Annotated in this window: 14 protein-coding genes and 1 tRNA gene; 4 read left to right on the forward strand and 11 right to left on the reverse strand. The window is 64.8% G+C overall.

The window, feature by feature from the left end; translation table 11 throughout:
* Window positions 1–28: 28 nt before the first annotated feature.
* Window positions 29–235: a heavy-metal-associated domain-containing protein gene (locus tag C2138_RS00530; protein ID WP_108514671.1), complete on the reverse strand. Its 207-nt coding sequence runs from the start codon at window positions 233–235 to the stop codon at window positions 29–31.
* A 60-nt stretch (window positions 236–295) separates the two neighbouring features.
* Between C2138_RS00530 and C2138_RS00535 the strand changes: the two genes are divergently transcribed.
* Together C2138_RS00535 and C2138_RS00540 are read left to right on the forward strand one after the other, a co-directional pair.
* Window positions 296–577 carry a metal-sensitive transcriptional regulator gene (locus C2138_RS00535; RefSeq protein ID WP_108514673.1) on the forward strand — a complete coding sequence of 94 codons (282 nt, stop codon included), beginning with the start codon at window positions 296–298 and terminating at the stop codon, window positions 575–577.
* 99 nt (window positions 578–676) lie between these two features.
* Window positions 677–1,468 carry an alpha/beta fold hydrolase gene (locus C2138_RS00540; RefSeq protein WP_108514675.1) on the forward strand — a complete coding sequence of 264 codons (792 nt, stop codon included), beginning with the start codon at window positions 677–679 and terminating at the stop codon, window positions 1,466–1,468.
* Window positions 1,469–1,517: 49 nt separating this feature from the next.
* Here the strand turns inward: C2138_RS00540 and C2138_RS00545 are convergent, their stop codons facing one another.
* The 9 genes from C2138_RS00545 to upp all read right to left on the reverse strand — a co-directional run bounded on the left by C2138_RS00545 (window position 1,518) and on the right by upp (window position 8,941).
* Entirely contained in the window at window positions 1,518–2,591 is a 1,074-nt protein-coding gene (locus tag C2138_RS00545) for an SDR family NAD(P)-dependent oxidoreductase (RefSeq protein WP_108514677.1), read from the reverse strand.
* Window positions 2,592–2,703: 112 nt separating this feature from the next.
* A complete protein-coding gene (locus C2138_RS00550; RefSeq protein ID WP_108514679.1) occupies window positions 2,704–3,837 on the reverse strand; it encodes a glutathione-independent formaldehyde dehydrogenase in 1,134 nt (377 codons plus the stop codon).
* Between the two features lie 136 nt (window positions 3,838–3,973).
* Window positions 3,974–4,576 (reverse strand): hypothetical protein, encoded by a 603-nt coding sequence (locus C2138_RS00555; RefSeq protein WP_108514681.1) that lies wholly within the window; start codon window positions 4,574–4,576, stop codon window positions 3,974–3,976.
* A gap of 159 nt (window positions 4,577–4,735) precedes the next feature.
* Window positions 4,736–5,686 carry a manganese catalase family protein gene (locus tag C2138_RS00560; RefSeq protein ID WP_108514683.1) on the reverse strand — a complete coding sequence of 317 codons (951 nt, stop codon included), beginning with the start codon at window positions 5,684–5,686 and terminating at the stop codon, window positions 4,736–4,738.
* A 96-nt stretch (window positions 5,687–5,782) separates the two neighbouring features.
* On the reverse strand, window positions 5,783–5,986 hold the full coding sequence (locus C2138_RS00565) for a hypothetical protein (protein ID WP_108514685.1): 204 nt from the start codon (window positions 5,984–5,986) through the stop codon (window positions 5,783–5,785).
* A gap of 310 nt (window positions 5,987–6,296) precedes the next feature.
* Window positions 6,297–6,372 (reverse strand) — tRNA-Arg (locus C2138_RS00570).
* A 123-nt stretch (window positions 6,373–6,495) separates the two neighbouring features.
* A complete protein-coding gene (locus tag C2138_RS00575; protein ID WP_108514686.1) occupies window positions 6,496–6,939 on the reverse strand; it encodes a MarR family winged helix-turn-helix transcriptional regulator in 444 nt (147 codons plus the stop codon).
* A gap of 287 nt (window positions 6,940–7,226) precedes the next feature.
* On the reverse strand, window positions 7,227–7,952 hold the full coding sequence (locus C2138_RS00580; RefSeq protein WP_108514688.1) for a winged helix family transcriptional regulator: 726 nt from the start codon (window positions 7,950–7,952) through the stop codon (window positions 7,227–7,229).
* A 356-nt stretch (window positions 7,953–8,308) separates the two neighbouring features.
* Window positions 8,309–8,941 (reverse strand): uracil phosphoribosyltransferase, encoded by a 633-nt coding sequence (gene upp, locus C2138_RS00585; protein ID WP_108514689.1) that lies wholly within the window; start codon window positions 8,939–8,941, stop codon window positions 8,309–8,311.
* Window positions 8,942–9,007: 66 nt separating this feature from the next.
* On the opposite strand from upp, the gene C2138_RS00590 reads away from it, so the two are divergent.
* A complete protein-coding gene (locus tag C2138_RS00590; protein WP_108518641.1) occupies window positions 9,008–9,439 on the forward strand; it encodes a nucleoside deaminase in 432 nt (143 codons plus the stop codon).
* Window positions 9,440–9,447: 8 nt separating this feature from the next.
* Here the strand turns inward: C2138_RS00590 and C2138_RS00595 are convergent, their stop codons facing one another.
* Window positions 9,448–10,410, reverse strand: a complete 963-nt coding sequence (locus tag C2138_RS00595) for a cation diffusion facilitator family transporter (RefSeq protein WP_108514691.1) — start codon at window positions 10,408–10,410, stop codon at window positions 9,448–9,450.
* 22 nt (window positions 10,411–10,432) lie between these two features.
* On the opposite strand from C2138_RS00595, the gene proC reads away from it, so the two are divergent.
* Complete coding sequence (proC, locus tag C2138_RS00600; RefSeq protein WP_108514693.1) at window positions 10,433–11,266, forward strand: pyrroline-5-carboxylate reductase; 834 nt, start codon at window positions 10,433–10,435, stop codon at window positions 11,264–11,266.
* The last annotated feature ends 2 nt before the right edge of the window (window positions 11,267–11,268 follow it).

Consider the following 11,268-nt stretch of genomic DNA (forward strand, 5'->3'; position numbering starts at 1 on the left):
TGTGGCGCGAGGCGCGAGGCGCGAGGCTCTAGGCGCTGGCGAGGCTGTACCCGGCCTCGTCCACGGCGGATGCGACGGCCTGCGGGTCGGGGTCGGTGTCGCTGGTTACGGTAACGAGTCCGCTGGCGAGGTCGACGTCGACGCCCGTGACGCCCGCGATCTTGCTGATTTCTTCTGTGACGGAACTCGCGCAGTGGCTGCACGTCATCCCTGTAACGGTGAAGGTGGATTCCATGGTGGCAACTATACCCCCAGGGGGTATAAAGTTACAATGGCACCACGAGAGGATGAGCCCATGCATGGATACAGCGACGACAAACAGAAACTGCTTGCGCGTCTCAAGCGCGCAGAAGGACAGGTGCGGGGCATCCATCGGATGATCGAAGAAGACGTCTATTGCATTGACGTCCTCACCCAGGTTTCGGCTGCCACCAAAGCACTCGAAACGGTGGCACTCGCCCTGCTCGACGACCATCTGACCCACTGCGTCGCAGAGGCAACGCGGGAGGGTGGCGAGGTCGCCGACGCGAAAATCGCCGAGGCTTCTGCCGCGATCGCCAGGCTCGTGCGCTCGTAGCGGCAGCCGGCCCCGCGCCGGCCGCCCTTGACCGGCCGCTCCGAAGTGCCTAGTCTCGCGAGCATCCGACCGCCGCAGAGCCGCGCAGAGGAGTTGGCTATGACCGAGTTCGTCACATCGTCGCGAGGCGATCGAGTTGCCTATGACGTGAGGGGCAGCGGGCCGGGGCTCATCTTCGTCGCGGGAGCCGGGCCCTCTCGAGAGAGTGACCCGCTCACCTCCGCAACGGCGGAATTGGTTGCCCAGCGCGGTATAACTACGATCGTCTATGACCGACTCGGCCGAGGCGAGAGCGGCGCGGAAGGCAACATCGGCCTCGACCGAGAACTCGCCGCCATTGCTGCGCTCATTGAGATTGCCGGGGGCAGCGCCGTGCTGTGCGGGCATTCATCCGGCGGCTCCATCGCACTGCTGGCCGCCGTCGAGGGCCTCGCGGTTGACGGACTTGCCCTGTGGGAGACCCCCGTTTCGCCCGAGCGGGAGGCGGTGGAGTGGGCCGCCGAATTCGAGAGGCGGCTCGACGCTGGCGATCTGGAGGGCGCGCTCGAGTACTACATGAAAGATATGCCGCCCGAGTGGCTAGAAGGCGCCCGCAGGTCGCCGGCGTACCCGCAGATGGTCGCACAGGTCGTCACGTCTCGGGCTGATGCGCAGTCGCTGTCGTGGGCGGCGTCTGGCTCGCATGCCGAACTGTTTGGGGGCATCCGGGTGCCCGTGCTCGTGATGTATGGAGAACAGACCTATGCCGAGATGGTCGACGCGGCCGATTCCCTGGTGGGGGCGATTCCGGATGCGCGCCAGAAGCGCATGCCAGGAGCCGGCCACATGTGGGAGGCCGAGCCGATGGCGCAGGAGCTCGCCGAGTTCGTGTTGTCCGTTCGCCGCACCTAGCGAAAGGGGCCCCGGCACGGCGGGAGCCCCTTTCGTTGTATGGTCGCGCTTAGACGGCCGACCAGCCGCCATCCGACGGCAGGATCACGCCGTTGATGTTCACGCCGTCGTCGCTGAGCAGAAACGTGATGGATGCCGCCAGGGCGTCGCCCTCGACAGCGTCGGGCATTGCCGCCATGCCGGTGCGAATGCGCTGCTCCCCGAGAGGGGAAGCGAAGCTCGCCTCGATGTTGGTGATCGTGGGGCCGGGCGCTACTGCGTTGACGCGAATGCCGCTGGGTCCGTACATGTAGGCACTGCTCTTGGTGAGTCCGGCCACGGCGTGCTTGGAGGCCGTGTAGGCGGCGCCGGCGGCGGAGCCGCGAAGGGCGGCCTCGGAGGCGACGTTGACGATCGACCCGTAGGCCTGAGCGAGCATCGTGGGGATCACGGCGCGCATGAGCTTCATGGTGCCGTCGACGTTGATGGCGAAGACCCGCTTCCACACGGCGTCGTCCACCTCGCCGACGGGGGTCATGTTGTCCATGATCCCGGCGACGTTCGCGAGGCCGTCGATCTGGCTTCCCGCCGTTTCGATGATCGTGGCGATGGAGGCGTCGTCGGTAATGTCGCCCACCACCGTGATGACCTGGGCGCCGGCCTCCGTCATCTCGGTGGAGAACTCGTCGAGTCGCTCGGCCGAGATGTCAACGGCGATGACGCGGCCGCCCTCGCGGGCAACGCGGGATGCGGTGGCGCGGCCGATTCCGGAGCCAGCGCCCGTGACGATGATGGTCTTGCCGCTAAAACGACCGGCGTCGATGCGCTCGACCCATTCGGGCCGCTCGACAGTGGCGGGGGCATCCGCTGCATCGTCGGACGAGGTGGCGGGAGCGGCGGGCGCGCCGGCTGGGACGTCGCCGGCGGCGGCACGGGCCACGAGCTGGTCAACCATCTCCTGGCTGAAGGTGCCCTTGCTGAGCTTGACGAGGCGCTTGATGGCGAGGCGGCGAACGGGGCGAAGGACGTCGGCATTCTGGCCAGCCTGCGCGAGCAGGTCACGCATGATGGGCCCTCCGACGGGGTGATCAAGCCACGTTCCGATGGATGAGTCTCCCGAGAGTGGAGCTGATGATGATGCCATGTGCAACTGCCTTCTTTTAAAGGGACAACCTTGTCCGTAATCTACGCGAGCGGTCTTTGACGCAGAAGGCTACGACGCTCCCCTGAGCGCCGTCGCAAAGCACGCCGTGCCCTCAGCTTGCCGGGTGAAGAAGGACTTTAGTCCAGCCCTCCTCCCGGCGATCGAACTTCTCGTAGGCGGTGGGGGCCTCCTCCAGTGGCAGTTCGTGCGAGACGATCATCGATGGGGTGGCGACCCCCTCGATTATGAGGTCGCGAAGGTAGCGGTTGTAACGCTTTACGGGGCACTGACCGGTGCCGATCGTGAGGCCCTTTTCCCAGGCGGCGCCCCAGTTAAACTGAACGCGCCCATCCGGAGCCTCGTCCGACGCCGGATCTTCGGGCACGTACACGCCGACCACTCCGATGCTCCCGGTAGCGCGCACGACTCCAACGAGCTCATCGAGCACCATCTCCGGATGCTCTTCGCCGCTGGCATCGTGGGCCTGGTATCCGACCGCCTCGATTCCGCAGTCAGCACCCAGCCCGCGGGTGGCATCCATGATCACGTCCTCGACGCTCTCCTGTGAGAAGTCGATCGGGGTCGCACCCAGCTCGCTGGCAAGGTGAAGGCGATCTTTTTCCTTGTCGACAACGAAGACCTGGGATGCGCCGCGAATGGCAGCGCTGTGTGCTGCCATAAGACCGACGGCCCCTGCGCCAAAAATCACCACGGAGCGGCCGGGGGCGACATGCGCAAGCTCGGTGCCGTGGTAGCCGGTCGGAAACACGTCGGAGAGCATCGTGAAGTCGTTCTCAAAATCGGTTCCTCTGGGTAGCAACAGAAGGTTGAAGTCGGCCCACGGAACCCGCAACTGCTCGGCTTGCCCGCCGCGGTAGGGGCCCATTTTGGGGTAGCCATACCCCGCCCCCGGGGTGCCCTCGGGGTTTGCCGTCAGACAGGCGGAGGTGAACCCTTCTTCGCAGTTGCGGCACGTGCCGCAACCGATATTGAAGGGAACCGAGACCCGGTCTCCCACCTTCACTCGGTTGACCGCGCTGCCGACCTCGGTAACGATGCCCATGTTTTCATGGCCCAGCACCGAGCCCGCGGGCATATCGGCTCTTCCCTCGTACGGGTGCAGGTCTGAACCGCAGATGTTTGCGGTGGTGATCGAGACGATCGCGTCGAGCGGGCTCTCGATTCTGGGGTCGTCGACCTCTTGCACACCGACCGTGTATGGGCCGTTGAAAACCACGGCTTTCATCGCTACCTCCAAAGTTGTGAGTGCACTTGCACACTTTGGGCGCGACGCTATGCCGCGAAATGCTTGTGGGTCAGTGGTTGACAGATGCGCGGGGAGAGCGCAAGGCGGCCTTCCTCAAGCGGGCTCGGCGCTGGTGTCAGACGCCGAGCTCCTCCGTCATCTCTTTAAGCAGAGTGGGGAGCGTGCGAGAAACATAAGGGGATTCCGCGAACGATGTCTCGTCATTGCCGTCGAGCAACCAGGTCTCGAACGAGCCCTCATAGGTGTCAACGATGACACGCACCGCGAGCATCGATGGCCAGCTGAATGCGCGGCCGAGGTGGGCGACGAGGTCGGAGAACACGGGAACGAGCTCGGCGACGAACTTGCGTTCGGCGGCTGCCGCGGCCCCGCCGTTGCGGTTGTTGCGCAGCGCCTGCAATCGGCGGTCGGCCCTGATGAGCATGCCTCCGCGATCGAGGGGCCATGATTCGGCGAGGGCGACGGCCGCCTGGGCGAATGGTCGGTCGGAGGGGTCGGAAGCCACGAACTGGTCGACACCGTGGCGGATGCGCGCCGCGCATTCCTCCACAAGATGGTCGTTGACGGCATCCAGAAAGCTATCGTCCGTGGGGAACAGCGTTCGAAAGGCATGCGGATGAATGCCAGCCTGCTCGCAGACATCGGTAATGAGGGTGTCGGTGACTCCGCCGCCGTTGGACAGCAGACTGCGCGCTGCGGCAACGAGGACCCGCTTCACGTTCTGACGGTGTGTTTCAGCTTTATTCATTGCAACTCTCGGCCAGGGCGGCGAATGGCTCATCACCCGCTCGCCAACGCTCAGCAGTTTATCGAGCCGTCGTCGAGTCTGTGGCCATTGCCGCCGTGGCCGAGAGCGTACCCGGCCGAGCGGGTCTGTCTATGTGAGGGGCCCGAAGCTCGACGAGACCGGCTCCATTTCCATCTCAGCGGTCGCCTGGATCAGTTCAAGCAGGTCGGCGTCGAGTCCGGGGGAGAACTCCTCAAAGCGCTCCGGCGCAATCACCGATGGCACGCCCTCCGGTGCTTGCTCGGTCGCCATGAGATTGGTTCCGTCGTTCGAGGGTGACGGCCCCTGAAAGATCTTGCCCGCTTCCGACTGAGCGGTGAGATCAAACGTGTACTGCTTGCTCTGCAACCCGAGGTCGAGCAGGCGCGCGACTTCGGGGAACTGTTCGGCATTGGTCTTGGGGATCGGCAGCGCGGTTCTCCAGTTCACGCCGAGCGACTCGAGCGCGCGCGCATAGGCGTTCTCATGTGCCTGGTCGCGAACGATGAGATAGGCGATGGTCGAGCGAGCTGTCGCGTTGTCGGTCATCTCGTAGATTCGGCACTTCTGCAGCCGGCCCGTTGACTCGAGCATGAGGTTATAGATCAGGTCGAGCACGAGGTTTCCGCTGTTGTACACCCAGGATCCGTTCCACGGGTTTCCCGCAGCGTCGACGGGCATCGCACCCTGGGCGGCGACGAGAAAGTGGTGGATATTGCCAGCGCTCTTGGCGAGCTCAAGAGGGATTGCCCCGCCAGCACCCGGGGTATCCACCGGGTCTGTTGGGGAGCCCTGATATCGAGGCGACCCGTCGAGCAGGCGAGAGATCGTGGTGCCGATCAGCTCGACGTGGCTGATCTCCTCGGTGCCGATGCCCTGGAGCAGATCGCGGTACGGTTTGGCGTCGGGCCCTCGAAAGTTGAAGCTTTGAAACAGGTACTGCATCATGGTGCGCATTTCGCCGAATTGGCCGCCAAGCCCCTCTTGCAGAGCATTCGCCGCGCCGGGATCCGGCTCGTCGGCCACGATTTCGTTGATGAGACGCTGCACGTGAAAGAACATCACTACCTCCGTTGTTGCGGATTCTTACTCGGTTGAGCGCGACGCTACGCCCGCGAGATTGATGGAGGCAGTGGTTGACAGCCGGGCGACCCTGGCCTAGCTGTTGTCGATATCGGGGTCTATGCCAATCGACGGCTCATCGTCATCTTCTAGAGCGTCGCCTTCCCCACCGCCATCGGTGTCGTCCTCGTCGTTGTCGGCGTGAGGATACGGGTTCGAAGGAGCATCCGTCGGCACCGCCTCGGGAGCCAACTCGGGGTCGTCGATCTGGTGGTAGGCGTCGCTTGTGGGGTCGGACATCGGAGTTCCTCCTCGCAGTCGGTGGATTTTGGTGTACCCATCAGACCCCCCTGGCGTGCCTCTCGCAAAGGGTTGATTTACGGTGTCGCCGGCGGTAGAAGGCGCTGCCCCTTGCGCCCCCCGAATGCGCAACTTCGCCGCTGAGGGGTCCCAAATGCGCATTGGCGGATGCCCCGGAGGCGCATTTGGGACCCCTCAGTGGGCTGCGCGGCGGGCTGCGCGGCGGGCTGCGCCGCGGACGCGGTTTCCGCCGCTGCGGGCTAGGTCGCCGCTTAACGACGAAAGCCCCGCACGAGTGCGAGGCTTTCCGTGGTGCGCCCGGAGGGATTTGAACCCCCGGCCTATTGATCCGTAGTCAATTGCTCTATCCGCTGAGCTACGGGCGCATGTTAGGTAAAAAACCCAACTGGATGACTATATCAGGGTCTGAGGGGGCTTTCGAACCGAGTGACCCGCGCGCCTATGCCGAGACATCGGGGGATGCCCTGGACGACGAAAAGTGTGCCGCGCTAGCGGCGCTTGACTCCCGCGCGAAGCTTGTCGCAGAGCGCGGTCAGGTGGGCGAGCTCGGGCTCGGTGAGGGCCGAGCCCACCGCGGTCGAGATCGAGGCGCTGTGTTCAACGGCGACCCGACGGAACAGGTCGTAGCCGTCGTCCGTGAGTGCGACGACGACGCCCCGGGCGTCGCGCGGGTCGGGAGACTTGGTGATCAAACCGCGGGCGGCCAGCCGATCGACGAGTCTGCTTACGCTCGGCTGCGTGATGAGCAGGTCGTCCACGAGGTCCCGGATGCGCATGGCGCGTTCGGCATGCCGGGCCAGGTTAAAAAGCACGTCGTATTCGACGAGCGAGATCTCGTTGGTGGGGAACTCGGCGCTCAAGCGTCGCATCACAGCGACCTGGGCTCGAAACAGTGCTTCCCATGCCGTTACCGCTGAGGCTTTGGTCGCCATCGTCGCCCCTCTCGTCGCGTCAAGCCTATTGCCGGGGAACGCGCCGCGGTCGTGCATGCCAGCCGATTCGCGGCCGGGCCAATCGAGGCCTTTAACGTGATTGAGGGCCCGTCGTAGAGGCTTACGACGGGCCCTCTCCCTTGCACCAAGAGTGTCCTGCAATCACATTCCGTGGGAGCTGCCACAGCAAACAACTTCCACATCTCGAACTCTATAACGGTTGGGTAACGGGCGCTAGTTATCCTTTTGTTATTTTTCTGCGAGTTGGCTGATAGGCAGGTGGGCGTCTAGAAACGGTCGGGCGACGGGGTGCTCGTGTGCTGCACCGACACGTCGGCGTGACGGTCGAAGCGGTAGCCGACACCGCGCACGGTGCGCACGATTTCGTCGTAGACACCGAGCTTGGACCGCAGCCGGCGAACGTGGACGTCGATCGTGCGCTCATTGGGGGCGTCGTCGTCGTCGGCACCCCAGAGTCCCGAGATGAGCTCAGCGCGGTCGATCGTGCGGCCTTCGCGCAGCACGAGGTACTGCAGCAGCTCGAACTCCTTGTAGGTGAGCGGGGCAGTCTCACCCTCGATCACCACGCGCTTGCGGGACAGGTCGATGATCACACCACCCTTGGACTCCGGCGCCACGGTCTCATCCGTGCGCCGGTGCTTCGCCAAAGCGGCGGGGTCCTGCAGGGCAAGGCGCACGACGTCGACATCGCGCCCACCGACGCCCTGGGGGGCAAGCGCGACGGCGGCATACGTTTCGGCGGAGGGAACGAGCAGTTCCGTCAGCCGCTTGAGCTCCTCAACGATCGTGCCGAGGTCGGTGCCGGCTGCTGCGGCCTTGAGCTCGTCTACGCCGACATAGAGAACGAAGCCGCGAGCTTCGGTGCCATCGGGGACGGCGCGGAGTCGGCGCGACGGCGCTTCTGCAGAGGGCGCCGGTGCTGCGACGACCGCCGGCGACGCGGCGACGGGAGCGGATGTGGCGGGTCGGGCAAGGTCGAGTGCAAGAGACATGAGTCGAATTCCTTCGGAGGGGTGAAGGGCCTCTAATGATGAGGGTGTGATCCTTCGATTACTTCAGGTAATGCGCTGAGGATGGACGTTCCGCTATGAGGGAGCGCCATCCGGAGTTCATGTCCGTCATCAGCGGCGCACTATGAGGCGGGGCTGGAGGCGGGGGCGAACTCGGCGAGATGAGCCGATTAAGCGCACATTCGACAACACATGGCGGCACGTGTCGACACCATGGTGTCGACGGTCCGGGAACCCACAAAGGAGATCACGGTGCGCGCGGATGTAGTCATAGAGCCAGTATCACCCACGCGCGCCGTGTTACGCAACCGCGCCGAGTGCGGGCGGGGGCTGCGAATCTAGACGGTGCCGTACAGGCGATCGCCGGCGTCGCCGAGACCGGGAACGATATAGCCGCGCTCGTTGAGCCCCTCGTCGAGCGCGCCGAGCACGATCGTGACCTCGCGCCCCTGGGTTGCCTCGTCGACGGCCTTGAGGCCTTCAGGCGTGCCGAGCAGGCAAATCGCCGTGACATCCTGAGCGCCGCGGTCAAAGAGATAGTTGATCGCGGCGACGAGGGAGCCGCCGGTCGCGAGCATGGGGTCGAGCACGAAGCACTGCCGGTTGGACAGGTCGTCGGGCAGGCGCTCGGCGTAGGTCGTGGGCATCAGAGTTTCTTCGTCGCGCACCAGTCCGAGAAAACCGACCTCGGCGGTGGGGACAAGCTTGACCATGCCGTCGAGCATGCCGAGGCCCGCGCGCAGAATCGGCACGACCAGGGGCAACGGGTGGCTGATGGCCACGCCCATCGTTTCGATTACGGGGGTCTGAATCTTCACTGGCTCGGTGCGCACATTGCGCGTCGCCTCATAGGCGAGCAGGGTGACGAGTTCCTCGGTGAGGGCACGGAATGTCGGCGATGCGGTGTTCTTGTCCCGCAGCACGGTGAGCTTGTGCGTGATGAGCGGGTGGTCGGCAACGTGAACTCGCATAGGCTTAAACCTAGTCGAGCGAGGGGAGTGCAGGTGCAGCCATCTCGCAACGCCTACCGTGAGCGGATGCTCGAGGCGGTAGCCGATGCCCGCTTAGCCCTCGAAACGGGCGATGTTCCCGTGGCAGCTCTCGTGTTGGATGCCCAGGGAAACGTTATTGCCTCGGCAAGAAACGAGCGTGAACTGCGGCAGGATCCCACCGCCCATGCCGAGGTTTTGGCGCTCCGCAGGGCGGCGGAGGCCACGGGCGATTGGCACCTTGAGGGAACGACCCTCATCGTGACCCTTGAGCCGTGTGTCATGTGTGCCGGCGCGATTCTCTCGGCGAGGGTGCCCGTCGTGGTGTTTGGCGCGTGGGACGACAAGGCTGGCGCCTCCGGCAGCGTCTACGACGTGCTGCGTGATCGCCGGCTCCCTCAGCGGGCAGAGGTCTTTGCCGGGGTCGAGGCCGAGGCGTGCGCAGCGCTCCTCACGGAGTTCTTCGTCGACAAGCGCTAGAGAATCTCCTAGTCGGTGCCGCGAATCACAAATGCGTCCGTCGACGGATTGGCGTCGCTCGGCTTGCGGTAAACATCCGGCTCAATGTAGATCACCCGCGCCGCGGGAACCGCCTCACGGATGGTGGCCTCCACAGCGTCGATATCGGCAGCGATATCGACAAGCCGCTCCCGCGGCTCGAACGCTACCTTCGCCGCGACCAGCAGCTCATCCGGCCCCAGGTAGAGCGTCTTCATGTGGATGAGCGAGACAACCTCGGGGTGGGCGTTGATCGCGCTGCGGATCGCCTCGGCATCCGACGCGGTTGCGCCCTCGCCCACGAGCAGGCTCTTGGTTTCGATGCCCAGGATGATGGCGACCAGCACGAGCAGAACACCGATGGCCAGGGTGCCGATGGCGTCGAACACGGAGTTGCCCGTGATGATGGTGAGCCCCACGCCCGCGAGGGCGAAGACAAGACCCGTGAGGGCCGCGATGTCTTCGAGCAGCACGACCGGTAGCTCCGGCTGGCGGGCGTGGCGCACGAACGAGACCCAGCTCTGCTTGCCTCGCACGAGATTGGATTCGCGGATGGCCGTGCGCAACGAGAACGACTCGAGGACGATGGCCACAAGGAGAACGACGATCGGCAGCCACGCGTTCTCAAGCGGGTGTGGGTGGGTGAGCTTCTCGTAACCCTCATAGAGCGAGAAGACGCCACCGACGCTGAACAGGATGATGGAGACGACGAACGCATAGACGAACCGTTCGCGTCCATAGCCGAACGGGTGCTCAGCATCCGCAGCGCGCTTGGCTTTGCGCCCGCCGACGAGCAGCAGCACCTGGTTGCCTGTGTCGGCCAGGGAGTGCACACCCTCGGCGAGCATCGAGCTCGACCCCGAGAACGCCCACGCAATGAACTTGGTGATCGCGATGCCTGCGTTGGCGAGCATCGCCGCGATGATGGCCTTATTGCCGCCGGTAGCACTCATGCGCCAATCCTAGGATGTGATGATGACAGATTTTCGCCCCACAATCGCTCTTCTCGGTGCCGGCTCCATGGGCTCCGCCATTCTCGAAGGTCTGCTTCGCGACGGAACAGTGGTGGGCGGGGGGATCCGCATTACGAACCGCACCACGGCCAGCGCCTCTCGACAGTGGCCAGACGCCGTGACCTCGCTCTCCCTCGAGGCCGACCCCGAGGCCAATCTGCGCGCCGTTGACGGTGCGGACGTCGTGATTATCGGGGTCAAGCCGGGCATGGTGGCCGGCCTCCTCGGCGAGATTGGCGGGGCGCTCAAGCCCGGAGCTGTCGTCGTGAGTGTTGCCGCAGGAGTGACCACGGCATCCCTCGAAGCGGCTCTTCCCGACTCGGTCGCCGCGGTGCGGTCGATGCCCAACACCCCGACGGCGGTCGGCCTTGGTGTCACGGCGCTGAGCAGGGGGTCGCGAACAACCGACGAGCAGCTCGCAACGGTCGAGCGCGTCTTCGGCGCCGTCGGCGAGGTTCTGGTCATCGACGAGGACCGGATGGCCGGGCTCACCTCGGTCTCAGGCAGCGGCCCCGCGTATGTCTATTACATGGTGGAGTCGTTCACTCGAGCGGCTGAGGCCCAGGGGTTCGCGCCCGACGACGCGGCCCGGTTGGTTTCGCAGACGTTTAGGGGAGCGCTCGAAATGCTGCGGACATCCGGCAAATCGCCAGAGCAGCTGCGCCGCGATGTGACGAGCCCCAATGGCACAACGGAACGCGCCGTCGCCGTGCTGATCGAGGCCGATCTGCCCGCGATTCTCACGGAAGCCGTTGAGGCTGCCGCGGCGCGATCTCGGGAGATGTCGGCAAGCTAGTG

This window comes from Salinibacterium hongtaonis (genome assembly GCF_003065485.1).
GTDB lineage: Bacteria > Actinomycetota > Actinomycetes > Actinomycetales > Microbacteriaceae > Homoserinimonas > Homoserinimonas hongtaonis.

What these genes read in the sequence shown, in the direction of transcription:
- C2138_RS00530 (WP_108514671.1), bottom strand. Translation starts at nt 235, where the DNA reads ATGGAATCCACCTTCACCGTTACAGGGATGACGTGCAGCCACTGCGCG.
- C2138_RS00535 (WP_108514673.1), top strand. Translation starts at nt 296, where the DNA reads ATGCATGGATACAGCGACGACAAACAGAAACTGCTTGCGCGTCTCAAG.
- C2138_RS00540 (WP_108514675.1), top strand. Translation starts at nt 677, where the DNA reads ATGACCGAGTTCGTCACATCGTCGCGAGGCGATCGAGTTGCCTATGAC.
- C2138_RS00545 (WP_108514677.1), bottom strand. Translation starts at nt 2,591, where the DNA reads ATGGCATCATCATCAGCTCCACTCTCGGGAGACTCATCCATCGGAACG.
- C2138_RS00550 (WP_108514679.1), bottom strand. Translation starts at nt 3,837, where the DNA reads ATGAAAGCCGTGGTTTTCAACGGCCCATACACGGTCGGTGTGCAAGAG.
- C2138_RS00560 (WP_108514683.1), bottom strand. Translation starts at nt 5,686, where the DNA reads ATGTTCTTTCACGTGCAGCGTCTCATCAACGAAATCGTGGCCGACGAG.
- C2138_RS00565 (WP_108514685.1), bottom strand. Translation starts at nt 5,986, where the DNA reads ATGTCCGACCCCACAAGCGACGCCTACCACCAGATCGACGACCCCGAG.
- C2138_RS00575 (WP_108514686.1), bottom strand. Translation starts at nt 6,939, where the DNA reads ATGGCGACCAAAGCCTCAGCGGTAACGGCATGGGAAGCACTGTTTCGA.
- C2138_RS00580 (WP_108514688.1), bottom strand. Translation starts at nt 7,952, where the DNA reads ATGTCTCTTGCACTCGACCTTGCCCGACCCGCCACATCCGCTCCCGTC.
- upp (WP_108514689.1), bottom strand. Translation starts at nt 8,941, where the DNA reads ATGCGAGTTCACGTTGCCGACCACCCGCTCATCACGCACAAGCTCACC.
- C2138_RS00590 (WP_108518641.1), top strand. Translation starts at nt 9,008, where the DNA reads ATGCTCGAGGCGGTAGCCGATGCCCGCTTAGCCCTCGAAACGGGCGAT.
- C2138_RS00595 (WP_108514691.1), bottom strand. Translation starts at nt 10,410, where the DNA reads ATGAGTGCTACCGGCGGCAATAAGGCCATCATCGCGGCGATGCTCGCC.
- proC (WP_108514693.1), top strand. Translation starts at nt 10,433, where the DNA reads ATGACAGATTTTCGCCCCACAATCGCTCTTCTCGGTGCCGGCTCCATG.